Source organism: Kitasatospora sp. NPDC048286 (assembly GCF_043201735.1).
Lineage (GTDB): Bacteria > Actinomycetota > Actinomycetes > Streptomycetales > Streptomycetaceae > Kitasatospora.
Genome location: NZ_JBICZE010000002.1, coordinates 451,631 through 477,466, shown reverse-complemented (window position 1 = coordinate 477,466; position 25,836 = coordinate 451,631). Strand labels below are relative to the sequence as shown.

Genomic DNA, 25,836 nt, shown 5'->3' with positions numbered 1-25,836 from the left:
CAGCGGTGCGCGCCATGGCGGGGTGACGCGGAGGCGTAAGCAGAAGATCCGTTCTGCGGATCATCCTGGAGTGTCATGCGTACTCGAATCACCGCCCTGGCCCTGTCCGGACTGGCCTCGGCCGCCCTCGTGTTGGGTGCCGGCTCCGCGGCCTACGCCTCGCCCGCCACCGACCACCACACAGCCGCCGTACCGGCGGAGGCCCAGGGTGAATGGGTCGACGGGCTCCTCCGTGCGGCGGCGGAGGGCAGCAGTAGAGCCACCCATACCTGGAACTTCGACAGCCGTGGCGCCGCCCCGTCCGAGCTGGTGGCCCGTCAGTCCTCGCGGACGGAGGGCACCAAGACAGTGACGGCGACGGCCGAAGCGCCCGCGGCCAAGGCCCCGGCGGCGGCCCCGGCTCCGGCCCAGGCCCAGGCCCAGGCCCCGGCGGCGGTCCCGGCCCAGGCCCCGGCCCCGGCCGTCGCTCAGGCGCCGGCCGCGGCTCCGGCTGCGGCCCCGGCCGTCACCGCTGCCAAGCCGGGCGAGGAGGAGCCGCCGGCCGAGGAGGACGGCGAGCGCGGTCGGAACACGGCCCTGCCGTCGACGTTCGGGAACCTCGGCGAACTGGGCGAACTGGACCGACTGTCGGGCCTCACCGGCAAGCACTGCCACCACCACCACGCCTGCCCCTGCAAGCCCTGTGACCACGGTGGGGGCGAGGGCCACGGCGACCACGGTGGGGGCCACGGCGGCGGGGGCCACGGTGGTGGCGGCGGCGGTGGTGGGAACGGCGGAAGCGGCGGCAACCAGTCCGAGAGCCAGAACCAGGACCAGAACCAGAACCAGGACCAGGACCAGAACCAGGCACAGTCCCAGAACGGCCAGCAGAGCCAGGACCAGAACGTCAATGTGACGGTCGTCGTCCAGAACACCGTCGTCAACACCGTCGACAACAGCGCGAACAACAGCGCCACCGCCAGCGCGAACAACTCCTCGCAGAACACGGCGAGCAACAGTCAGTCGGCCTCGCAGACCAACAACAACTCCAACGTGAACAACGCCAAGTTCGGCGAGGGCCACGAAGGCCACAAGGGGCACGAAGGCCACAAGGGACACGAAGGCCACAAGGGGCACGAGGGGCACGAAGGCCACAAGGGGCACGAGGGGCACAAGGGGCACGAGGGGCACGAGGGACACCACGGCGGCCACGAGGGCCACCACGGCGGTCACGAGGAGGAGCACGGCTGGCACCACTGGGAGCTGGCGGAGACGGGGAGCGATACCTCGCCGGCCCTGTTCGGCCTCTCGGCGGCGCTCATCGCGGCGGGTGCGGTGGCCATGCGCGCCGGCCGGCGCTCCGACCGGAGTGCCCGGTGACCGACCGACGGATCTGACCGACTGGCGGACGGGCGGTGCGCGTGGCGCACCGCCCGTCCGTCGTGTGTCCGCCGGACCGGCTCAGCGCAGCTCGGCGGGCGGCGTGCGGTCCGGGTCCATCGGCTCCTCCCGGACGAAGCTGCCCCAGACGGCCATCCGGTACAGCGAGGTGTAGACCGGCGTGCAGGTCGTCAGGGTGATGTAGCGGCCCGGCCCGCCGTACGGCGAGCCGACGGGGACCGGGGCGATGACACCGGTGTCGTCCTTGGCGGTCTCGGGCAGCGTGGCGTCGACGCGGTAGACGTACCAGCGGTCCCTGGTCTCCACGACCAGCGGGTCGCCCGGCCGCAGCCGGTCCAGGTCGTGGAACCTGGCGCCGTGACCGTCGCGGTGGGCGGCCAGGGCGAAGTTGCCCGAAGCCTCCCAGGGCATGGCCGAGCGGTACGGCGCCGTGTAGGCCCCGGCGACCCCGTCCGCGAGGGTCTCCCCGTCGGTACCGACCTTGATCAGCACCTGGTAGCCGGCGCCCAGGGCCGGGACGTGGAGGAAGCCGACGGCGTCGCCCTGGCCGAGCGGTGGTGCGGCGTCGGTCGGCGGGGCGGCCGGGGCAGGGGCCGACCAGGACTGGCGCAGCCGGGCGGCGGAGAGGTCCGCGTGACGGTCGGCCGTGAGGTTCGTCCACCACAGCGAGTGGACGACCAGCAGGGCGAGCAGTACGCCGAGGGTGAACAGCAGGTCGCCGAGCGCGCCGATCGCGAGCCGCAGGGGGTGTCGGCGCGGGGCTCTCCGCTCGGCCGGGTGCTCGGTCGCCATGGGGTCGTCCCTTCGGGCGGAAATGCGGGGGAGGGGGCGGGCGGGGCCGTGCCGGGCACCGCCCCGGCGGGCGTCCCGGCCGGTCATGCGTACTCCACCGCGCCGTCGAGCCGGCGGGCAAGCCGACACGCCACGCCGTGCCCGGGGGCGCGCCGCCCGGCCCGCCGGCGCTCGGGCGGACAGGGCCCGTGGCATGCCCGGCGGGGCGGCCCACAGGCGCGTAACCTGCTGGGGCGGACGGATGGAGGGGTCGATGGCGGTGGAGGAGCAACGGGCCGGGAGCCGGGTCAGCCGGCCGGAGAACCGGCTGGTCCGGCGCGGGTTCACCGACCCTGCGCGGGCGGTGCGGCTGCTGGAGGGCCCCGGGCTGGAGGGCCTGGCCGACGACCCCGTGCTGCTGGACGCGCTCGGCGCCACCGCCGACCCCGACCTCGCGCTGCTCGGCCTGGCCCGGCTGCTGGAGGCCGCCGACGAGGCCGACCGGCACACCCTGCGCGACACCCTCACCACCTCCAAGCCGCTGCGCGACCGGCTGCTCGGCGTGCTCGGCGTCTCCACCGCGCTCGGCGACCACCTGGCCCGGCACCCGCACGACTGGCACGTGCTGGTCACCTTCGAGCTGCGCGACATGCACCCCGGCCCGGAGGACTTCCGCCGCGCCCTCGCCGAAGGCGTCCGCGACGACCTGTCCCTCGGCCCCGCGAACGCGCTGCGCGTCGCCTACCGCCGCTGCCTGCTCGCCATCGCCGCCCGCGACCTCACCGGCACCACCGACCTCGCGCAGGCCGCCGCCGAACTCGCCGACCTGGCCGGCGCCACCCTCCAGACCGCCCTGGACCTCGCCGCCGAGCAGGACCCGGAGGCCGCCGCGGCCTGCCGGCTCGCGGTCATCGGCATGGGCAAGTGCGGCGGCCGCGAACTCAACTACGTCTCCGACGTGGACGTCATCTTCGTCGCCGAGCCGCGCGAGGGCGTCGAGGAGCACGACGCGGTCAGGGCCGCCACCCGGCTGGCCGCCGCCCTCACCCGGCTCTGCTCGGACACCACCGGGGAGGGCACCATCTGGCCGGTGGACGCCAACCTGCGCCCCGAGGGCCGCAACGGCCCGCTGGTGCGCACCCTGGCCAGCCACCTCGCCTACTACCAGCGCTGGGCCAAGACCTGGGAGTTCCAGGCGCTGCTCAAGGCCCGCCCGGTCGCCGGGGACGCCGAGCTCGGCGCCGCGTACGTCGAGGCGCTCGCCCCGATGGTCTGGCAGGCCGCCGCCCGGGAGAACTTCGTCGCCGACGTCCAGCAGATGCGCCGCCGGGTCGTCGACTCCATCCCGGCCACCGAACTGGACCGCCAGCTCAAGCTCGGCCCGGGCGGGCTGCGCGACGTCGAGTTCTCCGTACAGCTGCTCCAGCTGGTGCACGGCCGCACCGACCCGGCGCTGCGCAGCGGCAACACCCTGGAGGCGCTGGCCGCGCTCTCCCGCGGCGGGTACGTGGGCCGGGCGGACGCCGCCTCGCTGGACACCGCGTACCGCTTCCTGCGCTCGCTGGAGCACCGCATCCAGCTGTACCGGCTGCGCCGCACCCATCTGATGCCCACCGCCGAGGAGGACCTGCGCCGCCTCGCCCGCTCGCTCGCCGCGCTGATCAACGACGACACCCGCGCCGACCCGGTGGCCGCCCTGCAACGCGAGTGGAAGCGGCACGCGGTGGAGGTCCGGCGGCTGCACGAGAAGCTGTTCTACCGGCCGCTGCTCGACGCCGTCGCCGAACTGCCGCCGGGAGCCACCGGGCTGACCCCGGAGGCGGCCCGGGCCCGGCTGGAGGCGCTGGGCTACGCGGACCCGGCGGCCGCGCTGCGCCACCTCAGCGCGCTCGCCTCGGGGGTGAGCCGCAAGGCCGCGATCCAGCGCACCCTGCTGCCGGTGCTGCTCGGCTGGTTCGCCGAGTCCGCCGACCCGGACGCCGGGCTGCTCAACTTCCGGCAGGTCTCCGACGCGCTCGGCCGCACCCCCTGGTACCTGCGGCTGCTGCGCGACGAGAGCGCCGCCGCCGAACAGCTGGCCCGGGTGCTGTCGGCCGGCCGGCTCGCGCCCGACCTGCTGCTGCGCGCCCCCGAGGCGGTGGCCATGCTGGGCGACCCGCAGGGCCTGGAACCGCGCGGCCGGGCGGCGCTGCAGTCGGAGGTGCTGGCCGCCGTCGGCCGGGCCGGCTCCACCCGGGCCGCGGTGGCCGCCGCCCGCTCGGTGCGCCGCCGGGAGCTGTTCCGTACCGCCGCCGCGGACGTGCTCGGCCGGCTCGGGGACGACCCCGCCGAGGCGCTGGACACCGCGGGGGAGGCGCTGACCGCGCTCAACGCCGCCACCCTGGGCGGCGCGCTGCGCGCCTGCGTCGCCGGATGGGAGGCCGACCACGGGGACCTGCCGACCCGGATCTCGGTGATCGCGATGGGCCGCTTCGGCGGCCACGAACTGGGCTACGGCTCGGACGCGGACGTGCTCTTCGTCCACGAGCCGCTGCTCGGCTCGTTGGAGGAGGAGGCCGCCCGGGCCGCCCAGGCGGTCTGCCACGAGCTGCGCTCCCAGCTGGGCGCGCCCTCCACCGAGCCGCCGCTGCTGGTCGACGCCGACCTGCGGCCGGAGGGCCGCAGCGGACCGCTGGTGCGCACCCTCGCCTCGTACGCGGCGTACTACCGGCGCTGGTCGCACGCCTGGGAGAGCCAGGCGCTGCTGCGGGCCGAGCCGGTGGCCGGGGACGAGGAGCTGGGCGCGCGGTTCCGGCAGCTGATCGACCCGCTGCGCTACCCGGGCGGCGGGGTGCCGGAGCGCGACGTGATGGAGATCCGCCGGATCAAGGCGCGGATCGAGGCCGAGCGGCTGCCGCGCGGGGCCGACCCGACCACCCACACCAAGATCGGCCGGGGTGGGCTGGCGGACGTCGAGTGGACGGTGCAGCTGTTGCAGCTCCGGCACGGGCACGAGCTGCCGGGCCTGCGCACCACCCGGACCAGGGCGGCCCTGGCGGCCGCCAGGGCGGGCGGGCTGGTCGAGCCGGAGGACGCCGAGGTGCTGGACGCGGCCTGGGTGCTGGCCTCCCGGGTGCGGGCGGCGGTGATGCTGGTGCGCGGGCGGCCGGGGGACAGCTTCCCGGGGGAGGCCCGGGAGCTGGCCGGGGTGGCCCGCTACCTCGGGTACGGCTCCGGGCACAGCGGCGAACTGTTGGACGACTACCGGCGGACCACCCGCCGGGCCCGGGCGGTGGTGGACCGGCTGTTCTACGGCGTCGGCTGACGGGCACGACCGGCGGGGGCGACCGAGGGGTGAGCGCCGGCGGGTACGCGGAAGGGGCCCCTGTTCAGGGGCCCCTTCCGGGAGGTCCTGGGGACAGGCCCTAGCGGCGGGCGCTGCTGACCGCGGGCTCGCTCCACTGCTCGGGGACGGTGATCGGCTGCTCGGCCACCGCCTCCCGGGCGGGCACCTTGGGCAGTCGGTACACCCACTCGTGGTACATCCAGCGGGCGGCGAGGAAGCCCACCGCCAGGCAGAGCTCGCCGCCGACGGCGTCCATCCAGAAGTGGTTGGCGGTGGAGACGATGACCACCAGGGTGGCGGCCGGGTAGAGCAGGCCGAGCACCCTGACCCACGTCCGGCGGGCCAGGAAGAAGATCGCCAGACCGCACCACATCGACCAGCCGATGTGCATCGAGGGCATCGCCGCGTACTGGTTGGAGACGTGCGCGGCGGGCCCGGAGGCCATCGAGCCCCAGGTGCCGTGGACCTTCACGGTGTCGATGAAGCCGCCGTCGGTCATCAGCCGGGGCGGGGCCAGCGGGAAGAAGTAGAAGCCGACCAGGGCGATGCCGGTGGTGACGAACAGCACCGAGCGGGCCGCGACGTAGCGCCCGGGGTGGCTGCGGTAGAGCCAGACCAGCACGCCGATCGTGATCACGAAGTGCAGCGTCGCGTAGTAGTAGTTCATCCCGGTGATGAGCCACCCGACGCTGTCCACGGCGTGGTTGATCGAGTGCTCGACGGCGATGCCCAGGTGGTGTTCCAGGTCCCAGATCCAGCGGGCGTGCTTCTGGGCTATCGCTTCCTGTTCGGGAACCGCGTTGCGCACGATCGAGTAGATCCAGTAGCTGATCCCGATCAGCGCCAGCTCGAACCAGATCCGCGGTCTGGCCGGCGAACGGCGCTGGGCGCTGATGTGCGCGCGCAGGGCTGCGGTACGGGACTGGGCGGCACGGGTGGCTCCATCGGGCAGGCGGCCGGGGACGGCCTTCGCTGCTTCGGAACCGCCACCGCTCGCCGCGTCGGCGCGCCCGGCGCCGCCTCGCTGGATCTCGGTCGGTTCCCCCATGGACGGCAAGTCTGCCAGACCGCTCGTAGCCGTCTGCTCATCCTCTGGAAGTGGATTCTTCACCGGCTGTCCCCCTTGAGGGCTACGGGCCGGCTCCCACCGGGGTAGGGGGTGTTCGGGGGTTGGGTGCATACCGGTGGGACGGACATGCGTTCCATTGTCACGCTCGTCGCTCCAGGGGAGTAATCGGGGTGGTCGGAGACGGTCGCCCACCTGGAATTTCCCGCTACGAAACGGTTTCTGCATCTTGCTGAAACATATTGCAGGCCGCTAGCTTCCTGGGAAATCGATCGCCCCTTCCCCTAAGGGAGCCCTCAGTGGCCGATGCCCCGCTCCGCCCTCGACGGAGCACTGCCCGACGAACCACCGGCCGTCGCAGACCGCCCGGCCGCACGGCCGTCCTGCTGGCCGCCGCACTGACCGCCGCCACCCTCGGCAGTGCCCCCGCGGCCCTCGCCGCCGCCCCGCCGGCCCCGCCCTCGGACGCCGCGCTGGCGGCCACCGCCGGGCGGCACGACCTCAGCCGCGAGCAGTTCTACTTCGTCCTGCCCGACCGCTTCGCCAACGGCGACGCCGCCAACGACACCGGAGCCAAACTCCCGGATGGCATCACCGGAGGGAGGCTGGAGAACGGCTTCGACCCCGCGGACAAGGGCTTCTACCACGGCGGCGACCTGGCCGGGCTGATCCAGCGGCTCGACTACATCCAGAACCTCGGCACCACCGCGATCTGGATGGCCCCGATCTTCAAGAACAAGCCGGTGCAGGGCAGCGGCGCCGACGTCTCGGCCGGGTACCACGGCTACTGGATCACCGACTTCACCCAGGTCGACCCGCACTTCGGCACCAACGAGCAGCTCAAGGAGCTGATCGCCAAGGCGCACGCCCGCGGCATCAAGGTCTTCTTCGACGTCATCACCAACCACACCGCCGACGTCATCGACTACGCCGAGAAGCAGTACGGCTACCGCTCCGCCGGCGCCTACCCGACGCTCGACGCGGACGGGAACCCGGTGGACGAGACCGCCGTCGCCGACGCCGGCTCGCCCTGGCCGAAGACCACCGGGAACTCCTTCCCCTACACCCCGGTCTTCCGCACCCCGGCCGACGCCACGGCCAAGACCCCGTCCTGGCTCAACGACCCGGCGCTCTACCACAACCGGGGCGACTCCACCTTCGTCGGCGAGTCCGCCACCGAGGGCGACTTCAGCGGCCTGGACGACCTCGACACCCAGAACCCCAAGGTGGTGAAGGGCTTCGAGAAGGTCTACCAGCAGTGGGTCAAGGACGCCGGCGTGGACGGCTTCCGGATCGACACCGTCAAGCACGTCAACATGGCGTTCTGGCAGCAGTGGGCCCCCGCGCTCAAGGACTTCGCCGCCAAGCAGGGCAACAAGAAGTTCTTCATGTTCGGTGAGGTCTACTCCGGGGACCCGGCGGTCACCTCGCCGTACGTCACCAAGGGCAGGCTCCAGGCCACCCTGGACTTCCCGTTCCAGGGCGCGGCCCGCTCCTACGTCTCGCAGGGCGGCTCGGCGCGCAACCTCGCCGACGTCTACGCCCAGGACTACCGCTACACCAGCGCCGACACCGACGCGTACGAGCTGCCGACCTTCCTCGGCAACCACGACATGGGCCGCTTCGGCTCCTTCCTGCTCGCCGACAACCCGGGCGCCGACGAGGCGACCCTGCTGAAGAAGGACCGGCTCGGCAACGAGCTGCAGTTCCTCACCCGCGGCCAGCCCGTCGTCTACTACGGCGACGAGCAGGGCTTCACCGGCGCGGGCGGCGACAAGGACGCCCGGCAGGACATGTTCGCCTCGCGCACCGACTCCTACAACGCCGACCGGGTGCTCGGCGGCCCCGCCGGCCCGGCCGACCGGTACGGGCAGGGCGGCGAGCTCTACCAGGGCGTCGCCGGGCTGGCCGAGCTGCGCCGGGACAACCCGGCGCTGGCCGACGGCGCCCAGATCGAGCGGTACGCCGCCGACGGCGCGGGCGTGTACGCCTTCTCCCGGATCGACGCCGGGCAGCAGGTCGAGTACCTGGTGGCGGTCAACAACGCCACCGAGGCGAAGACCGTCACCCTGGACACCTTCTCCGCGGGGATGGGCTTCGACCGGATCCACCCGTCCGCGGGGGAACGGATCACCAGCGGCGCCGACCGCAAGGTGACGGTCACCGTGCCGGCGCTCTCCTCCGTGGTGTTCAAGGCGGGTGGGAAGCTCGCGGCCGTCGGTTCGGCGCCGCAGCTCTCGGTGCAGCCCCCGGCCGACGGCTCGACCGGGCTGGTCACCGTCGGCGCCACGACGGACAAGGGCTTCAACCGGGTCAGCTTCGCCGCCCAGATCGGCAACGGGCCCTGGCAGACCCTGGGCACCGCCGACACCGGAAAGTACGCGGTGACCCAGGACCTCGGCGCCGTCGCCCCCGGCACGGTGGTGCGCTACAAGGCCGTCGTGCAGGACTCCGGCGGCCACCTGCGCTCCGCCACCGCGAGCTTCACCACCGGCGCCCCCGCGCCCAAGCCGGTACCCACCGCCGGCTCCCGCCCGTACGCCGTCGTCCACTACAACCGGCCGGACGGCGACTACGACGGCTGGAACCTCTACGCCTGGGGCGACCTCGCCGACGGCGAGTCCACCCAGTGGCCGGCCGGGCACGCCTTCACCGGGCGGGACGCGTACGGCGCCTTCGCGTACGTGCGGCTGAAGCCCGGTGCCTCGGACGTCGGGTTCATCGTGGAGAAGGACGGCGTCAAGGACGTCGACGCCGACCGGCACCTCGACGTCGGCAGCACCGGCGAGGTGTGGCTCCGGCAGGGCGACCCGGCCGTGCGCACCGCCGACCCCGGGCCGCCGAACAGCCGGCCCGCGAACACCGCCGTCATCCACTACAACCGGGCCGACGGCGACTACGACGGCTGGGGCCTGCACGACTGGACCGGCGCCGCCACCCCCACCGACTGGGGCAAGCCGCTGGCGCCGGCGCGCCGCGACGCCTTCGGCGCCGTCTTCGAGGTGCCGCTGGCCCCCGGGGCGACCAGCCTCAGCTACATCCTGCACAAGGGCAACGACAAGGACCTGCCCGCCGACCAGTCGCTGGACTTCGCCGTCAACGGCAAGGAGGTCTGGATCCTCGGCGGCCGCGAGGGCTACCTGCTGCCGCAGAACCCGGCCGCCTCCTCGCAGGTCGACCTCACCGCCGCCAAGGCCCAGTGGATCGACGCGCGGACCGTCGTCGTCCCGGCGAACTACGGCTCGGGCGACGACGCCCTGGCCGGCGGCACCAGCGCCCAGCTGGTGTACGACCCCGAGGGCGGCATCCGGGCCGACCGGGGCGCGCTGACCAAGCCCGGCAAGTGGCTGCGGCTCACCCCGGTCAAGGGCGGGCTGACCGACGCGCAGAAGGCGAAGTACCCGCACCTGGCGGGCTACCGGGCCTTCACCGTGGACCCGAGGGACGCCGCCCGCGTCCCGGCCGCGCTGCGCGCCCAGCTGCTGTTCACCGAACACCTGCCTAGCGGCGCGGTGTCGGCCGCCACCGGCGTGCAGATCCCGGGCGTGCTGGACGACCTGTACGCCGGGAAGACCGGCAAGGTCGACTTCGGACCGGCCCACTACAACGGCAAGGTGGCGCTGTCGCTGTGGGCGCCGACCGCGCAGGAGGTCTCCGTCCAGGTCTACGACAGCGCCACCGGGGGCACCCCGAAGACGCTGCCGCTGAAGCCGGACGACGAGACCGGGGTGTGGGAAGTCGTCCGTGACAAGCGCGAGTTGGACGGCAAGTACTACCTGTACCAGGTGAAGGTCTGGGCGCCCTCGGTGCAGCAGGTCGTCGTCAACACCGTCACCGACCCGTACTCGGTGGCGCTGTCCACCGACTCGAAGCGCAGCCTGGTCGCCGACCTGGACGCCAGGGAGCTCAAGCCGAAGGGCTGGGACGACCACGCCCGCCCGCAGGCCGTCCCGCCCGCGCAGCAGCAGATCCAGGAGCTGCACGTCCGGGACTTCTCGGTCGAGGACCCCACCGTCCCGGCCGCCGAGCGCGGCACCTACCTGGCGTTCACCGAGTCGGACTCGGCCGGGATGCGGCACCTCCGGGAGCTCGCCAAGGCCGGGGTGACCACGGTGCACCTGCTGCCGACCTTCGACATCGCCACCGTCCGGGAGAACCGGGCGGACCAGAAGCTGCCCGCCTGCGACCTCAAGTCCCTTGCGGCGGACGGCCCGAAGCAGCAGGAGTGCGTGGCGGCCGTGGCCGCCGACGACGCGTACAACTGGGGCTACGACCCGCTGCACTACAACGTGCCGGAGGGCTCCTACGCGACGGATCCGAACGGTACGGCCCGTACGGTGCAGTTCCGGCAGATGGTGCAGGCGATGCACGCGGCCGGGCTGCGGGTGGTGCTCGACGTGGTCTACAACCACACCGCCGCCAGCGGCCAGGCCGAGCACTCGGTGCTGGATCGGGTGGTGCCCGGCTACTACCAGCGGCTGGACGCCAACGGCAAGGTGACGGCGGACAGTTGCTGCTCCGACACCGCGCCCGAGCACGCCATGATGAACCGGCTGGTGGTCGACTCGGTGACGCTGTGGGCCCGCGAGTACAAGGTGGACGGCTTCCGCTTCGACCTGATGGGCCTGGACCCGAAGTCCACCATGCTGGACGTGCAGGCCGCGCTGCGGAAGATGACGCCGGACTCGGACGGCGTGGACGGCCGGAACGTCCTCCTCTACGGCGAGGGCTGGAACTTCGGCGTGGTCGCCAACGACGCCCGGTTCGTGCAGGCCACCCAGGTCAACATGGCCGGCACCGGCATCGCCACCTTCGACGACCGGATCCGGGACGCCGCCCGCGGCGGCAACTTCATGCTGAACTCCGCCCAGCAGCAGGGCTTCGCCTCGGGCCTGTACACCGACCCTAACGGCTCGGCCGCGAACGGCACCCCGGAGGAGCAGAAGGCCCGGCTGCTGCACCAGATGGACCAGCTGAAGGTCGGGCTGACCGGCAACCTGGCCGGCTACTCCTTCACCGACAGCTCGGGCAAGCCCGTCACCGGTGCCCAGGTCGACTACAACGGCGCCCCGACCGGGTACGCGGCCAAGCCCGGAGAGGCGGTGGAGTACGTGGACGCCCACGACAACACCGACCTCTTCGACGCGCTCGCGTACAAGCTGCCGACCGGCACCGCGCCCGCCGACCGGGCCCGGATGCAGGCGCTCGGGCTCTCGCTGACCGCGCTCACCCAGGGCGCGGGCTTCGCCCAGGCCGGCAGCGACCTGCTGCGCTCCAAGTCGCTCGACTCCAACTCCTACGACTCGGGGGACTGGTTCAACGCGATCCACTGGGACCCCGCCGACGGCAACGGCTGGGGCCGTGGCCTGCCGATGGCGAAGGACAACCAGGAGCAGTGGGCGGCGGCCCGATCCCTGCTGGCCGACCCGAAGCTGATCGTCGGCGCGGCCGACATCCGGGCGACCTCCGCGCAGTACCAGGAGTTCCTGCGGATCAAGCAGTCCTCGCCGCTGTTCTCGCTGCCGACCCTGGCCGCCGTCCAGCAGCGGCTCTCCTACCCGCTCTCCGGCACCGCGGGTGAGACGCCCGGGGTGATCACCCTGCACCTGGACGGCACCGGGCTGCCGGGGGCGGAGAAGGGCGTCACGGTGGTCTTCAACGCCACGCCCACGGCGCAGGCGCAGACCGTGCCGGCGCTGCGGGGCACCGGTCAGGCGCTGCACCCCGTCCAGGCGGGCGGGGCGGACCGGGTGGTGCAGCGGTCCGGCTTCGACGCCGCGACCGGGACCTTCACCGTGCCGGGCCGCACCGTGGCGGTGTTCGTCCAGCGCTGACGATCCGACACCGGCCGGTCCGACGCCGGTCCGTCCGGTGCGGGTTCGTCCGACACCGGTTCGTACACCTCTGCAACTCCCGGGCCCCGTACCACCGTTCAGGTGGCGCGGGGCCCGGCTGCGTGTAGGGGAGGGCCGGTTCCGTTCCGGACGCACTCTGGCCGGAAACCGTCGATGGCACGGCCGGAACTGTGACGTGCCGGGTCTGCCGGGCGCTGTCGGCCACCGGCGGCCGGGGGAAGCGGACCTGAGTGCTGGTCACCGACCTCCGGCAGTGATCGAACTTTGTTCGGGGCATGAAAACCGTGTTCACGAGTTCGTCGCGGGGTAACACAACTGACGAACCGGCCTGCATACGGTTTCGGTAATGAATCGGCCAATCCGTGGCATGCATCTGTCATTAACGGCTCGTTTGCTGCCACGATTCCCCCGGCTGTAGACGAGGGGGCCCCACCCCCCGGTGCAGCTGTTCCAGTTCAGGTGCAGCGCGTCCCGACCCTGCAACGAGTTGTGAGCACCGCATCCCGCACTCCCGTCGCACCCGGCGGGGGCCCCCACTGCGCCGCAACCGCGGCCCAGGTTTTCTCTCCACCGTGCGCGACCCAGCGCCGGTCGGAAAAGGAGTCCGCATGTCCCGTTACGCTCACGCCCGGAAGGCGGCGGTTGTCATGGCCGCCTCCGCCGCGCTGCTGGTCACCGGGTTCCCGGTGATCGCCCAGGCGGCCACCCCGGACGCGCCGGCCGCCGTCGCGGCCCAGCAGGCCAGCCGTGCCCAGCTGATCTCCGTCGCGAACCAGCAGACCGCCACCCTCGCCCAGAGCCTGGGCCTGAGCGGCGAGGAGAAGCTGGTCACCAGGGACGTCATCCAGGACGCGGACGGCACCCGCCACCTGCGGTACGAGCGCACCCTCAACGGACTGCCCGTCCTGGGTGGGGACCTGGTGGTGCACCAGGCGCCCACCGGTGCGACCAAGAGCGTTGACCGGGCCAGCACCGCCTCGCTGAGCGGTGTCAGCACCACGCCGAAGCTGGCCGCGCCGGCCGCGCAGAGCGCCGCGCTCGCCGCCGAGTCGGGCACCGCGGTCGACACCGCGCCGCGCCTGGTGGTCTGGGCCGCCGACAACAGCCCCCGGCTGGCCTGGGAGACCGTCGTCTCCTCCACCAAGTCCGACGGCACGCCGAGCAAGATGCACGTCGTCACCGACGCCACCAGCGGCCAGGTCATCCAGCAGTGGGACGGCATCGAGACCGGCTCCGGCAAGGGCGTCTTCGTCGGCAACGTCACCATCGGTACCACCCAGTCGGGTTCGACGTACCAGATGAAGGACGCCGCCCGCGGCGGGATGTACACCACCAACCTGAACCACGGGACCTCGGGCACCGGCACGCTGTACAGCAAGTCCACCGACACCTGGGGCGACGGCACCGTCAACAACGGCGAGTCCGCCGCGGTCGACGCCCACTTCGGCGTCGCGGCCACCTGGGACTACTACAAGAACACCTTCGGCCGCAACGGCATCCGCAACGACGGTGTCGGCGCCTACAGCCGCGTCCACTACGGCAACAACTACGTGAACGCGTTCTGGGACGACTCCTGCTTCTGCATGACGTACGGCGACGGCAGCAACAACACCGCGCCGCTCACCGAACTGGACGTCGCGGGCCACGAGATGAGCCACGGTGTCACCGCGGCCACCGCCAACCTGACCTACTCCGGTGAGTCCGGCGGCCTCAACGAGGCCACCTCGGACATCTTCGGCACCATGGTCGAGTTCTCCGCCAACATCCCGACCGACAACCCCGACTACCTGATCGGTGAGTTGATCAACATCAACGGGGACGGCACCCCGCTGCGCTACATGGACAAGCCGTCCAAGGACGGCGCCTCGGCCGACTACTGGTCCTCCACCGTCGGCAACAAGGACGTCCACTACTCGTCCGGCGTCGCCAACCACTTCTTCTACCTGCTGTCCGAGGGCAGCGGCGCGAAGGTCATCAACGGCGTCAGCTACGACTCGCCGACCCAGGGCAACATCACGGTCACCGGCATCGGCCGGGACAAGGCGGCGGCCGTCTGGTACCGCGCCCTGACCACCTACATGACCTCCAGCACCAACTACGCCGCGGCGCGCATCGCGACGGAGAAGGCGGCCACCGACCTGTACGGTGCCGGCAGCGCCGAGCTGACCGCGGTCAGCACCGCCTGGGCGGGCGTCAACGTCGGCACGGCGCCCTCCGGCGGCGTGACCGTCACCAACCCGGGCAACCAGTCCACCGCCGTGGGCGGCGCGGTCAACCTCCAGATCAACGCCACCGGCGGCACCGCGCCGCTGACCTACACCGCGACCGGCCTGCCCACCGGCCTGTCGATCTCCTCCTCCGGCGCGATCACCGGTACCGCGTCCACCGCGGGCACCTACAACGTGACCGTCACCGCGAAGGACTCGGCCGGCAAGACCGGCAGCACCAGCTTCACCTGGACCGTCTCGACCGGTGGCGGCGGCTGCACCCCGGCGCAGCTGCTGGGCAACGCGGGCTTCGAGACCGGCAGCGCCACCCCGTGGACGGCGTCCAGCGGCGTGATCGACAGCAGCACCTCCCAGGCGGCCCACAGCGGCTCCTGGAAGGCGTGGATGAACGGCTACGGCTCCACCCACTCGGACTCGCTGTCGCAGACGGTGACCATCCCGGCGGGCTGCAAGGCGACGCTGAGCTTCTGGCTGCACATCGACACCGCCGAGTCGGGCAGCACCGCGTACGACAAGCTGGCCGTGTCGGTCAACGGCACCACGCTGAAGACCTACTCCAACGTGGACGCCGCGGCGGGCTACCAGCAGCGCACCTTCGACCTGTCGTCCTACGCGGGCCAGACGGTCACGGTGAAGTTCGCCGGGACCGAGGACGCCTCGCTCCAGACCAGCTTCGTGATCGACGACACCTCCGTCCAGACCGGCTGAGCCCGGACCGGCTCCTGACGGGCCGGTGAACCAGGACAGGTGAGGGGCCCGGTGGCTACGGCTGCCGGGCCCTTGTCGTGCTGGGGTGTCGTCGGACCGGGGTGTCGTCGGACCAGGGTCCCGTCGTGCCGGGGTCTTGACGGTCCCTCCGGGCGCCTCTAGGTTCAGCGCTGCAAGTTTCCGGCAAGTTACAGAAAATTCCTGCAGACTTCGCCCCCTTCGGCTGCCCCACCCCAGCCACCCTCAGGAGACGACGTGGTCACCACCGCCCCCGCCCGCCGGCCCGCCCGCGCGGCCGGTGCGCTCGCCGCCTCGGCGGCGCTCGCGCTCTCGCTCGGCACCGCCCTCGGCGCCCCCACCGCCCAGGCCGCCCCGCCCGCCACCAACGGCAAGGACGTCACCGCCACCCTCTTCGAGTGGCGCTTCGACTCCGTGGCCCAGGCCTGCACCTCCACCCTCGGCCCCAAGGGCTACGGCTTCGTCGAGGTCTCCCCGCCGCAGGAGCACATCCAGGGCGCGCAGTGGTGGACCTCCTACCAGCCGGTCAGCTACAAGATCGCCGGGCGGCTCGGCGACCGCACGTCCTTCAAGAACATGGTCGCCACCTGCCACGCGGCCGGCGTCAAGGTGATCGCCGACGCGGTGGTCAACCACATGTCGGCGGGCTCCGGCACCGGCACCGGCGGCACCGCGTACACCAAGTACAACTACCCCGGCACGTACCAGAACCAGGACTTCCACAGCTGCCGCCAGCCGATCACCGACTACCAGGACCGCGGCAACGTCCAGAACTGCGAGCTGGAGGGCCTCTCCGACCTCGACACCGCCGGCACGTACGTCCAGAGCACCATCGCGCACTACCTGGACGACCTGGCCTCGCTCGGCGTCGACGGCTACCGGATCGACGCCGCCAAGCACATCGCCGCCGCCGACCTCGCCGCGATCAAGGCCAAGATGGCCAACCCCAAGGCCTACTGGGTCCAGGAGGTCATCTACGGCGCCGGCGAGCCGGTCCAGCCCACCGAGTACACCGGCACCGGCGACGTGGACGAGTTCCGGGTCGGCATGGACCTCAAGCGGATGTTCACCGCCGACAAGCTCGCCAACCTCAGCGGCTGGGGCGCCTCCTGGGGCTACCTGCCGAGCGGCCAGGCGCGCGGCTTCGTCGACAACTGGGACACCGAGCGCAACGGCTCCACCCTCAACTACACCTACGGCAACACCTACACGCTGGCCAACGTCTTCCTGCTGGCCTCGCCGTACGGCGCCCCCAACGTCTACTCCGGCTACTCCTTCACCAACAAGGACGACGGCCCGCCGAACGGCGGCACCGTCAACGCCTGCTACCAGGACGGCTGGAACTGCACCCACGCCTGGCGGCAGGTCGCCAACATGGTCGGCTTCCGCAACGCGGTGGCGGGCACCGGGGTGACCGACTGGTGGTCCAACGGCAACAACGCGATCGCCTTCGGCCGCGGCAACAGGGGCTACGTGGCGATCAACCACGAGAGCGGCGCGATCACCCGGACCTTCCAGACCGGGCTGCCGGCCGGCACCTACTGCGATGTCCAGCACGGCGACCCGCAGGCGGGCGGCGGCTGCACCGGGCCGACGTACCAGGTGGGCGCCAACGGGCAGTTCACCGCGACGGTCGGCGCGGGCGACGCGGTCGCGCTGTACGTCCAGTCCGGCGCGAGCGTCTCCGCCGCCTCGTTCAACGTCAACGCGACCACCTCGCCCGGGCAGAACATCTACGTGGTCGGCGACGCGGCGGCGCTCGGCGCCTGGGACCCGGCGAAGGCACTGCCGCTCTCCTCGGCCGGCTACCCGGTCTGGTCGCTGGCGCTGTCGCTGCCGGCCGGCACGTCCTTCCAGTACAAGTACGTCCGCAAGGACGCGAGCGGCGCGGTGACCTGGGAGTCCGGCGCCAACCGGACGGCGACGGTGCCCTCGGGCGGGACGGTCACGCTGAACGACACCTGGCGGCCGTGAGGCCCGGGCCTTCGGGGCGTCCCGGATCCCCGCCGGCCGTTCCGGCGGGGATCCCCGTCGCCGCCGCTCCCGGGGCGGGTGGTGGCGGCGACGGGCGGGGGTGACGGATCCGTCCGTCACCCCCGCCCGATGTACGGCATGGCCGTCGCCATCACGGTGGCGAACTGCACGTTGGCCTCCAGCGGCAGCCCGGCCATGTGCCGTACGGTGCGCGCCACGTCGGCCACGTCCATGGTCGGCTCGGGGGCGATCCGGCCGTCCGCCTGCCGCACGCCCGAGCCCATCGCGGCGGTCATGTCGGTCGCCGCGTTGCCGATGTCGATCTGACCGCAGGCGATCCGGTACGGGCGGCCGTCCAGCGACAGCGACTTGGTCAGACCGGTGACGGCGTGCTTGGTCGCGGTGTAGGCGATCGAGTGCGGGCGCGGGACGTGCGCGGAGATCGAGCCGTTGTTGATGATCCGGCCGCCCTGCGGGTCCTGCGCCCTCATCTGCCGGAACGCGGCCCGGGCGCAGAGGAAGGCGCCGGTCAGGTTGAGGTCGACCACCGCCCGCCAGTCCTCGACCGCCAGCTCCTCCACCGGGACGGCCGGGCCGAAGGCACCGGCGTTGTTGAACAGCAGGTCCACCCGGCCGTGGCGCCCGGCGGCCGCGGCGAACAGCGCGTCCACCGCGGCCGGGTCGGTGACGTCGGTCGGCACCACGTCGGCCGGGGCGGCGCAGAGCCCGGCGGTCTCCCGCAGCGGCCCGGGCCGCCGGCCGGCCAGCACCGTCCGCCAGCCGGCCGCGGCCAGTTCGACGGCCACGGCTCGGCCGACGCCGCTCCCGGCTCCGGTGACGACGGCGATCCGCGGGTTCGCGGCACCCTTCATGGCACCCTCCTCGATGGCAGTTCCCGGTCGGTCCCGGGGCCTCGCTCGCCGGCGTGCCCCGGGTCCGTGTCGGGCGTGTCCTGTGGATCCTCGTGGACCGCACGGCCGTCCGTCACCGGGCAAAGCCCCCGAAATCCGGACGGCCCGGCGCGGGTGCGACGGCCACCCCCGCCGTCCGGCCCCCGCCGGTCGGGGGGACCGGTGACGGTCTTTACCCGATCGCGAACAAACATTGGATTTCCGGTGGCGACCTCGCAACCGGGCCGCCCCGGCCTACGTCATAAGATCGCAGGAAGGCGCACCCCCGCGAGGGGCGGCGCGCCATCGCTCCGGGGGACGTGCCATCGCTGTGCCCCCGGGTCTGTCCGGCCCCACCGGGGGGCCGCCGCCCGGCCAGACGGACCGGGCGCGACATCGGTCGGAGAGTCCTCACCGTGCTTAGGCAGTCGTCCCGTTCCCGCGCCGTCCTGTCCGGCGCCGCCGTGCTCGCCCTGGCCGCCTCGCTCGCGGCCTGCGGGAGTTCCGGCGGTGGGAAGGGGGGCGGCGCCGCGGCGAACGCCACCCCGGCCGGCAGCAGCTCGGCCGGCAGCCCGAGCGCCGCCGGCACCAGCCCGGCCACGACCGGCAGCGCGACCCCGACCGCCGCCGGCAAGGTGCTGATGCCCACCGGGCCCGCCGCCGCTCTCAACAAGGTCCGGGACACCTCCGCCGGCCCGATCATGATGACCAAGGTGACCGGCGCGAAGTCCGGCGTCACCGGGCAGGTCTGGGTCTGGCTGCCGCCCGAGTACAACGACCCCAAGTTCGCCAAGACCGGCTTCCCCGTGCTCACCCTGTTCGCCGGCGGCCAGAGCAACGGCTACAACACCTGGACCGACAACCAGCTGCCGATCCAGGAGGAGAACGAGCGCCTGGTCAAGGAGGGCAAGTCCCACCCGTTCATCATGGTCATGCCGGTGCAGAACTTCAACGGCGACGAGAAGAACGCGCTGGACTGCTCCGACATACCGGGCCAGCCCAAGATGGGCACCTGGATGGCCGAGGACATCCCGGACTTCGTCCGCGCCAACTTCCGCACCGTGAAGGGCCGCGACGGCTGGGGCGTGATGGGCGCCTCCACCGGCGGCTTCTGCAGCGCCAAGCTCGCCCTCCAGTACCCGCAGGTCTACAAGGCCGCGGTGCCGATCGACGGCTACTTCATCCCGGACTCGGGGCTGTGGAAGGGCCACGACGCCGAGCGCGCGGCCAACAACCCGGACGTGCTGGTCGCCCAGGGCAAGGCCGAGGTGAGCATGCTGGTCACCGCGGGCGGCGCCAACCCGTACGAGACCAAGGTGGTCAAGAACTGGGTGGCCAAGGCGGCCGCGCCGGTGAAGATCGAGTACTACGAGCAGCCCGGCGGCAAGCACCTGACCTCGGACTTCAAGAAGATGATCCCGGACACCCTGGTCTGGCTCACCGCCCACCTGGCGCCGCCGGAGTCCGACTGAGGCCCCGGCTCCCACCCGTTCGCACCTGCCGCCGCCGGTGCCGGGGCGCATTCGGCGCTCCCGGTGCCGGCGGTCCTGCTTTCCGGGGTTTTCCCCCTCCGTCTCCCACTGTTTCCCGCTGTCCCCCGCTGTTTTCCGTCCGGGGCCGAGGCTCGTCCACAGGCCCGTGACCTGCGCGTCAATCGGACATTGATTCGCTTCTGATCGACTGCCAGCACCTTGGCTGGGGCGGTCCTCCACCGGCCGCCACCACCCGCCGTGCCCCAAGCCGTGAAGAGAGTGCCATGCCGATCCACCTGGTGCCCCAGCCCGTCCCCACCGTGCCCGCGCAGGGCCAGTCCGGAGCCGTCCCACTGGGTGCGGACGCGTACGGACGGGCCGCGGACGAGGAACCGGCCACCCTGCGGTTCGCCGGGCTGCGCCTGGTGCACGCCGCACTGCGCCGGGACCTCGCCCGGCTGCCCAACGCGCTGCGACTGCTCCAGCCCGACGAGGACGACAAGGGCGAGGCGCTGCTGCGGCACTGGAACTTCGTCACCGCGATGCTCACCTGCCACCACGAGCAGCAGGACACCCGGCTCTGGCCGATCGTGCGCCGCTTCGCGCCCGAGCTGCGGCTGCTGCTCAACTGGCTGGAGGACGACCACCACAACCTGGACCACTCCTTCACCCGGGTCACCACGCTGGTGCGGATAGCCAGCCGGGACACCGGCAGCGCCTGGCCGGTCGCGTACGCGATGGAGGACCTGGCCGCCCGGCTGGAGACCCATCTGCGGATCGAGGAGCGGCAGCTGCTGCCCCGGATGGAGCGGGTGGTCGCCGAGGGCTCCCGGCTCGGCGGGCTGGGCGAGTTGCTGGACCTGCTGCGCCTGGCCGACGGCCCGGGCGTCGCGGACGCGCTGGTCTGGTTGCTGGAGGGTGTGGAGCCCGCGCTGGTCGAGCGGCTGCTGGCCGAGTGCGACGACGACGTGGCCCGCAACTGGCCGCACTGGCACGCGACCTACCAGCGCTGCACCTCGCCGCTGTGGGGGCCGGCGGACGGTCCGGTCGGCGGCGTCGCGGGGGTCGGTGGTGTCGGGAGTGTCGGGAGCGTCGGGAGTGTCGGCCTGGGGAGCGTCACCGACTGACCCGGGGAGCTTTCGCGGGCCGTTGATCTACGCGCGTGGCATGAGCCTCCGGAACAGGCCTCCGGCATATGCCAGAAGCCGTCGGGAATCGGGTGACACCTCAACTCCCCATGCCCCCTAGGGGATTCGACCCATCGCCCTCGGGGTCCAGGCGCCCCGGACGTTCCGGGCCGTGCCAGGGAAGGCGTCACGCCGGCGGTCGATGGCGGGCCGCGCCCGCCGCCCTACCGTCGACGGCATGACCACAGCGCGCAGCACGCCCGACCCGCACCGCCCCCGCCCCCGGACAGGTTTCCGGGCTCACTTCGGGACTCGGTCCCGTGCCCGCTCCCGGCGCGGCCCCGCGTTCCTCGCCGCCGTCGCCGTCCTGGTGCTCGGCGCCGGACTGACCGCCTGCGAGGGCGGCGTGGCCCTCTGCCTGGACGACCACAAGTGCACCGTCGGCATCAAGACCGACAAGGCCGACGGCACCAAGACCGTCAAGGTCTTCGGCGGCGACAACCCGATGGAGATGACCGTCGGCCACATCACCGACAACTCGGCCGAGGTGACCATCGGCGACCGGAAGAAGACCGCCGCCATGGACTCCGAGACCTCCGTCAACAGCGTCAGGATCACCCTGCGCAAGGTGAACAAGGCCGACCGCTACGCCGAGCTGCACGTCGAGCGGGACTGACCCCGGCCTCGACCGCAGGCTCCCGACACCGGCAAAGCGCTCCCCGGCGCCCAGGGCCTGTCTCTTGGATCCTTGCCGGGTCCGCGACGCCGAGGCACGCACCTCGCCGCGTTGTCGTCGGTCGCCAATGCTCCGCAGTGGCTCCCTCCTCCGCCTTGCGATGCACGCACCCCAACGCCGCGGCCTGATCCGACAAAATCCAAGAGACAGGCCCTAATCCGGCAGGCGGTTGAGCCACTCGAGCGGGGCGACCCGGATCGCCGTGTGCGGCGAGCCGTCCCACTCCACCGGAAGCCCGACCGCCTCCAGCGCGGCGACCACCGCCCGCCCGACCTCCAGCGTCCGGCACTCCGAGGCCGCGGTGCTCTCCTCCTCGGGGCGGAAGCCGCCGTAACGCAGCATCAGCCCCCGCCCGGCGGCCGCCGCCTCGGTGTCCTGCTGGTGGAAGAAGACGAAGCCGACCGAGTCCGCCGCGGCCTCGCCGCCGATCTCCGCGTAGCCGCAGCCCGCGCAGCAGGTGAAGTCCATCGCCGCGACGATGCCCTGGTCCTCCAGCGCGTCGAAGGCGTCCGCCAGTCGGTCCACCTCGGTGGTCTCCGGCCAGGCCGCCTGCTCGGCCAGCCGCTCGGTCCACAGCGGAGCGACGATCCGCTCCGCCTCCTCCTGCGTCAGCCCCTGGTCGTCGAGGAAGTCGACCAGGGACTCGGCTATCTCGTCCGGCTCCTGGAAGCCGCACCGGATCAACTCGCGGGCCCGCTCCTGGGCGTCGCGCAGCACGTCGGGGGTGAGAACCGTCTCCTCGGTCATGTCCGCATCCTCGCACCCGCCACTGACAATCCGAGGGCGGCCGGCGCGGTCGCCCTGCTACCGTCCGCCCGGTGACTTCTCTGCTGCAACCGCCGCTGATCACCCGGCTGCTGGCCGCCGAGCGCGTCCTGGTCGCCGGAGCCGGCGGAGGCTTCGACGTGTACGCCGGGCTGCCGATCGCCCTCGCCCTGCGGGCCGCCGGCAAGGAGGTGCACCTGGCCAACCTCTCCTTCACCCACCTCTACGGCCTGCCCCTCGACGTCTGGGCGGAGCCCGACGTGGCCCGGATCGGACCGGACACCGCCGCCCCCGAGGGCTACTTCCCGGAGCGCACCCTCGCCCGCTGGCTGAACCGGCACGGGATGCCCGACACCGTGTGGGCCTTCCCGACGGTGGGCGTGCAGCCGCTGCGCGAGGCCTACCGTGCGCTGGTCGGCCGCCTCGGCGTGGACGCGATCCTGCTGGTGGACGGCGGCACCGACATCCTGATGCGCGGCGACGAGGTCGGACTCGGCACCCCGGAGGAGGACATGGCGAGTCTGGGCGCCGTGGCCGGCCTGACCGAGGTGCCCGAGCGGCTGGTCGCCTGCCTCGGCTTCGGCGTCGACGCCCACCACGGCGTCAACCACTCCCTGGTGCTGGAGAACCTCGCCGCGATCGACCGGGCCGGCGGCTACCTCGGCGCCTTCTCCATCCCGCGCGACAGCCGGGAGGGGGTGCTCTACCTGGACGCCGTCGAGCACGCCCGGGCCGCCTTCCCGGAGCATCCCAGCATCGTCAACGGCTCGGTGGCGGCCGCGCTGCGCGGCGAGTTCGGCGACGTCCGCTTCACCGACCGGACCAAGGGCGAGCAGCTCTTCGTCAATCCGCTGATGACGCTCTACTTCGGCGTCACGGTCGAGGCGCTGGTCGCCGAGCACCGGTACCTGGACCGGCTGGAACGCACCGTGGTGACCCGTCAGATCGCCACCGTCATCGCGGAGTTCCAGGACGAGCTGCCCCGGCAGCGGCCGCCCCGGCAGTTCCCGCACTGACGCGGGGCGGCGGCGGGGCCGGTCCGGAGCACGGGTCGGCGGGTGGGGGAGCGCGGGTCGGTGGGTCGGTCAGAACGCGACGAGCCGGAACTCCAGGTTCCCGAACCGCACCTGGTCGCCCGGGTGGACCCGTACGCCGCCCGCTATCCGGCGCCCGTTCACGTGGGTGCCGTTGGTCGAGCCGAGGTCGTACAGCACCCAGCCGCCCTGCTCGTGCCGCAGCTTCGCGTGGTTCCGGGACACCGAGGCGTCGTGCAGCCGCAGCCCCGAACCCGGGAGCCGGCCGATCGTCAACTGCCCGGCCCCGGCCTGGGGCAGGCTCAGCCCGGGCAGCCGCTCGGTGCGCCAGGCCCGGCCCATCCGGTCGCCGAAGGCGGACACCCGCCCGACCGTGCGCAGCACGAAGCGCTCGACCGGTCCGCCGGTCGGCAGCCCGGCCACCGCCGCGTCCAACTCGCCGCGGCTGGTGGCCTGCAGGACGATGTCCATCCGGCCGAGGAAGGTGTCGTGCGAGAGCCGCCCGCTGCCCGCGCCGTCCCGCAGCACCCCGAGTGCCTGCTCCCGCTCGGCGTCGGAGGGGCGGACCGCGCCGGTCGGCCCGCCCGCGCCGGTGGGGAGTTCAGGAGGCGTCATGGCCGAATTCTCGGCGCGGCCGACTCCGGCTGTCCAGATCGCGCCGTGCCCGGGCGCGGGGTTCGTACGTCACGGCAGTCCAGACGCCCTTTCCCGTCGGGCGGTTCCGCGCGCTCGGGGCGTGCGGCCGGCCCCGCTCCCGGGTGCCGTACGACCCGTTCCCCGGTGCCGTGCCGTGCCGGCCGGTTCGGGGCGGCCGTACGGGTCGTCAGCCCTTGCGGGCGGCGGCCAGGATTTTCTCGGTGGTGTGCAGGAACCGGGAGGTGACCGCGCCCCGGTAGGCCTTGCCGAACATGTCCTTGGTGACCCACTTGCCGTCCTGGAGGTGGATCACGACGTACGCGGCCCCCGGATCGGCGCCGAGCACCTCGACGTCGCCCTTCGGCGAGCGGTGGGGGAGGGCGAGGTCGGCCGGCAGCGGCTCGGAGAGGAAGGCGACGACCAGCCGGACGTCCGGCGTCACCTCGACGCCCCGGAACGGCTCGGCGGCGAGCAGGCCGGCCACCTCGTCCACCGTCCGCAGCAGCACCGGCACCGGGTACCCGAGCGCCTCCTCCAGGCGCTCCTCGATCCGTCCGGTCAGCGCCGCGCGGTCCTGCTCGTCGGTGGTGAAGAAGACGTTGCCGCTCTGGATGTAGGAGCGGACGCCGCCCAGCCCGAGCTCGGCGAAGAGCCCCCGCAGCCGCTCCATCCGCACCGTCCGGCCGGCGACGTTGATGGCGCGCAGGAAGGCGATGTACGTGGTCGTGGTGGTCACCCCGCCAGTCTGGCACCGGCCACCGACAACGGTCCGGCGCCCCCGGTCCGTCCGCTCCTGCCCGCTCTCCCCCGCGCGCCCGTCCGGGCGGTCCGCGGACGGCGGCCGTCGGTGCCGGGTGCCAGACTGGCGCCATGGCTACCTGGCAGGATTTCGAGCACGAGGCCCCCGATCTGGCGCCGCTGGTCCGGGCCCGGTTCGAGGCGAACAAGCACCACGTCCTGGCGACACTGCGCAAGGACGGATCGCCCCGGGTGAGCGGAACGGAGGTCGACTTCGTCGGCGCCGACCTGTGGATCGGGTCGATGTACGGCGCGGTCAAGGCGCGTGACCTCCAGCGCGACGCCCGTTTCGCACTGCACGCGCACCCGGGGGACGAGACCATGGCCGGCGGGGACTCCAAGGTGTCCGGCCGGGCGGTGGAGGTCGCCGACGAGACCGAACTCGCCGCCTTCGCCGCCGATCTGCCCGAGCCGCCGCCCACCCCGTTCCACGCGTTCCGGCTGGAGCTCGACCAGGTGGTGCACACCACCGTGGAGGGCGACCACCTGCTCGTCCACAACTGGCACCCGGGCCGGCCGGTGGAGCGGATCCAGCGCCACTGACCGGCGCCGGTCCGCCGGCAACCGCCCTACGGCAGGACAGACTTGAGGGCCTCGGGGGTGCGGGCCACGACGGCGTGACCGTCGTCCGCGGTGATGATCGGGCGCTGGATCAGGATCGGGTGCTCGGCCATCGCCGCGATCCAGCGGTCCCGCTCACCCGCCTCCCGGGGCCAGTCCTTCATCCCCAGGTCCTTGGCGGCCTGCTCGTCGGTGCGGGTGATGTCCCACGGCTCCAGGCCCAGGCGCTCCAGCACCCGCACCAGCTCGGCCGCGGTGGGCGGGTCCTCCAGGTAGCGCCGCACGGTGTACTCGACCCCGGCGCCGTCCAGCTCGCCGAGCGCGGTCCGGCACTTGCCGCACCGGGGGTTGATCCAGATCTCCATGCCGGCCACCCTACCGAGCCGCGCGCGCCCGGCCCGTCCCGCCGCGCGCGCCCGGCCCGTCCCGTACGGGAACTCCACTGCGCCCACCGGCGGTTGACCATGCAGGAAGCATGACCTCGCGGAGGGG

17 protein-coding genes are annotated in these 25,836 nt (G+C 72.8%); 10 read left to right on the top strand and 7 right to left on the bottom strand.

The window, feature by feature from the left end; genetic code table 11:
* Nucleotides 1-75 precede the first annotated feature (75 nt).
* Nucleotides 76-1,359 (top strand): hypothetical protein, encoded by a 1,284-nt coding sequence (locus ACGF13_RS06440; RefSeq protein WP_392869517.1) that lies wholly within the window; start codon nt 76-78, stop codon nt 1,357-1,359.
* 81 nt (nt 1,360-1,440) lie between these two features.
* On the opposite strand, the gene ACGF13_RS06435 is transcribed toward ACGF13_RS06440, so the two are convergent.
* Nucleotides 1,441-2,172, bottom strand: coding sequence for a class E sortase (locus ACGF13_RS06435; protein WP_392869515.1), 732 nt, complete (start codon nt 2,170-2,172; stop codon nt 1,441-1,443).
* A gap of 253 nt (nt 2,173-2,425) precedes the next feature.
* Here ACGF13_RS06435 and ACGF13_RS06430 point away from each other — a divergent pair, with 253 nt between their 5' ends.
* On the top strand, nt 2,426-5,455 hold the full coding sequence (locus tag ACGF13_RS06430) for a bifunctional [glutamine synthetase] adenylyltransferase/[glutamine synthetase]-adenylyl-L-tyrosine phosphorylase (RefSeq protein ID WP_392869513.1): 3,030 nt from the start codon (nt 2,426-2,428) through the stop codon (nt 5,453-5,455).
* A gap of 100 nt (nt 5,456-5,555) precedes the next feature.
* Here ACGF13_RS06430 and ACGF13_RS06425 read toward each other — a convergent pair whose 3' ends face one another.
* Entirely contained in the window at nt 5,556-6,524 is a 969-nt protein-coding gene (locus ACGF13_RS06425) for a phosphatase PAP2 family protein (RefSeq protein ID WP_392869511.1), read from the bottom strand.
* Nucleotides 6,525-6,841: 317 nt separating this feature from the next.
* Between ACGF13_RS06425 and pulA the strand changes: the two genes are divergently transcribed.
* The 3 genes from pulA (at nt 6,842) to ACGF13_RS06410 (ending at nt 17,325) form a co-directional block, all read left to right on the top strand.
* Nucleotides 6,842-12,376, top strand: a complete 5,535-nt coding sequence (gene pulA, locus ACGF13_RS06420) for a pullulanase-type alpha-1,6-glucosidase (RefSeq protein WP_392869509.1) — start codon at nt 6,842-6,844, stop codon at nt 12,374-12,376.
* A gap of 629 nt (nt 12,377-13,005) precedes the next feature.
* Nucleotides 13,006-15,333, top strand: coding sequence for a M4 family metallopeptidase (locus tag ACGF13_RS06415; protein WP_392869507.1), 2,328 nt, complete (start codon nt 13,006-13,008; stop codon nt 15,331-15,333).
* Between the two features lie 255 nt (nt 15,334-15,588).
* The gene (locus tag ACGF13_RS06410) at nt 15,589-17,325 is read left to right on the top strand and encodes a carbohydrate-binding module family 20 domain-containing protein (protein WP_392869505.1); all 1,737 of its coding nucleotides are present in this window, start codon (nt 15,589-15,591) and stop codon (nt 17,323-17,325) included.
* A gap of 116 nt (nt 17,326-17,441) precedes the next feature.
* Here the strand turns inward: ACGF13_RS06410 and ACGF13_RS06405 are convergent, their stop codons facing one another.
* Nucleotides 17,442-18,197: an SDR family oxidoreductase gene (locus tag ACGF13_RS06405; RefSeq protein WP_392869503.1), complete on the bottom strand. Its 756-nt coding sequence runs from the start codon at nt 18,195-18,197 to the stop codon at nt 17,442-17,444.
* A 434-nt stretch (nt 18,198-18,631) separates the two neighbouring features.
* Between ACGF13_RS06405 and ACGF13_RS06400 the strand changes: the two genes are divergently transcribed.
* The 3 genes from ACGF13_RS06400 to ACGF13_RS06390 all read left to right on the top strand — a co-directional run bounded on the left by ACGF13_RS06400 (nt 18,632) and on the right by ACGF13_RS06390 (nt 21,490).
* Complete coding sequence (locus ACGF13_RS06400) at nt 18,632-19,687, top strand: alpha/beta hydrolase (protein WP_392869501.1); 1,056 nt, start codon at nt 18,632-18,634, stop codon at nt 19,685-19,687.
* A gap of 284 nt (nt 19,688-19,971) precedes the next feature.
* Nucleotides 19,972-20,814, top strand: coding sequence for a hemerythrin domain-containing protein (locus tag ACGF13_RS06395; protein ID WP_392869499.1), 843 nt, complete (start codon nt 19,972-19,974; stop codon nt 20,812-20,814).
* Nucleotides 20,815-21,052: 238 nt separating this feature from the next.
* On the top strand, nt 21,053-21,490 hold the full coding sequence (locus ACGF13_RS06390; RefSeq protein ID WP_392869497.1) for a hypothetical protein: 438 nt from the start codon (nt 21,053-21,055) through the stop codon (nt 21,488-21,490).
* 213 nt (nt 21,491-21,703) lie between these two features.
* Here the strand turns inward: ACGF13_RS06390 and ACGF13_RS06385 are convergent, their stop codons facing one another.
* The gene (locus tag ACGF13_RS06385) at nt 21,704-22,297 is read right to left on the bottom strand and encodes a DUF6891 domain-containing protein (protein ID WP_392869495.1); all 594 of its coding nucleotides are present in this window, start codon (nt 22,295-22,297) and stop codon (nt 21,704-21,706) included.
* 71 nt (nt 22,298-22,368) lie between these two features.
* On the opposite strand from ACGF13_RS06385, the gene ACGF13_RS06380 reads away from it, so the two are divergent.
* The gene (locus ACGF13_RS06380) at nt 22,369-23,331 is read left to right on the top strand and encodes a DUF1152 domain-containing protein (RefSeq protein ID WP_392869494.1); all 963 of its coding nucleotides are present in this window, start codon (nt 22,369-22,371) and stop codon (nt 23,329-23,331) included.
* A gap of 69 nt (nt 23,332-23,400) precedes the next feature.
* On the opposite strand, the gene ACGF13_RS06375 is transcribed toward ACGF13_RS06380, so the two are convergent.
* Both ACGF13_RS06375 and ACGF13_RS06370 read right to left on the bottom strand, forming a co-directional pair.
* Complete coding sequence (locus ACGF13_RS06375) at nt 23,401-23,964, bottom strand: FHA domain-containing protein (protein WP_392869492.1); 564 nt, start codon at nt 23,962-23,964, stop codon at nt 23,401-23,403.
* Between the two features lie 208 nt (nt 23,965-24,172).
* Nucleotides 24,173-24,721, bottom strand: a complete 549-nt coding sequence (locus tag ACGF13_RS06370; protein WP_392869490.1) for a DUF1697 domain-containing protein — start codon at nt 24,719-24,721, stop codon at nt 24,173-24,175.
* Nucleotides 24,722-24,855: 134 nt separating this feature from the next.
* Here ACGF13_RS06370 and ACGF13_RS06365 point away from each other — a divergent pair, with 134 nt between their 5' ends.
* Nucleotides 24,856-25,326 (top strand): pyridoxamine 5'-phosphate oxidase family protein, encoded by a 471-nt coding sequence (locus ACGF13_RS06365; protein WP_392869488.1) that lies wholly within the window; start codon nt 24,856-24,858, stop codon nt 25,324-25,326.
* 26 nt (nt 25,327-25,352) lie between these two features.
* Here ACGF13_RS06365 and ACGF13_RS06360 read toward each other — a convergent pair whose 3' ends face one another.
* Nucleotides 25,353-25,709: an arsenate reductase family protein gene (locus tag ACGF13_RS06360; protein ID WP_392869486.1), complete on the bottom strand. Its 357-nt coding sequence runs from the start codon at nt 25,707-25,709 to the stop codon at nt 25,353-25,355.
* Between the last annotated feature and the right edge of the window lie 127 nt (nt 25,710-25,836).

What these genes read in the sequence shown, in the direction of transcription:
- ACGF13_RS06435 (WP_392869515.1), bottom strand. Translation starts at nt 2,172, where the DNA reads ATGGCGACCGAGCACCCGGCCGAGCGGAGAGCCCCGCGCCGACACCCC.
- ACGF13_RS06365 (WP_392869488.1), top strand. Translation starts at nt 24,856, where the DNA reads ATGGCTACCTGGCAGGATTTCGAGCACGAGGCCCCCGATCTGGCGCCG.
- ACGF13_RS06360 (WP_392869486.1), bottom strand. Translation starts at nt 25,709, where the DNA reads ATGGAGATCTGGATCAACCCCCGGTGCGGCAAGTGCCGGACCGCGCTC.
- ACGF13_RS06385 (WP_392869495.1), bottom strand. Translation starts at nt 22,297, where the DNA reads ATGACCGAGGAGACGGTTCTCACCCCCGACGTGCTGCGCGACGCCCAG.
- ACGF13_RS06405 (WP_392869503.1), bottom strand. Translation starts at nt 18,197, where the DNA reads ATGAAGGGTGCCGCGAACCCGCGGATCGCCGTCGTCACCGGAGCCGGG.
- ACGF13_RS06375 (WP_392869492.1), bottom strand. Translation starts at nt 23,964, where the DNA reads ATGACGCCTCCTGAACTCCCCACCGGCGCGGGCGGGCCGACCGGCGCG.
- ACGF13_RS06440 (WP_392869517.1), top strand. Translation starts at nt 76, where the DNA reads ATGCGTACTCGAATCACCGCCCTGGCCCTGTCCGGACTGGCCTCGGCC.
- ACGF13_RS06415 (WP_392869507.1), top strand. Translation starts at nt 13,006, where the DNA reads ATGTCCCGTTACGCTCACGCCCGGAAGGCGGCGGTTGTCATGGCCGCC.
- ACGF13_RS06430 (WP_392869513.1), top strand. Translation starts at nt 2,426, where the DNA reads ATGGCGGTGGAGGAGCAACGGGCCGGGAGCCGGGTCAGCCGGCCGGAG.
- ACGF13_RS06425 (WP_392869511.1), bottom strand. Translation starts at nt 6,524, where the DNA reads ATGGGGGAACCGACCGAGATCCAGCGAGGCGGCGCCGGGCGCGCCGAC.
- ACGF13_RS06395 (WP_392869499.1), top strand. Translation starts at nt 19,972, where the DNA reads ATGCCGATCCACCTGGTGCCCCAGCCCGTCCCCACCGTGCCCGCGCAG.
- ACGF13_RS06390 (WP_392869497.1), top strand. Translation starts at nt 21,053, where the DNA reads ATGACCACAGCGCGCAGCACGCCCGACCCGCACCGCCCCCGCCCCCGG.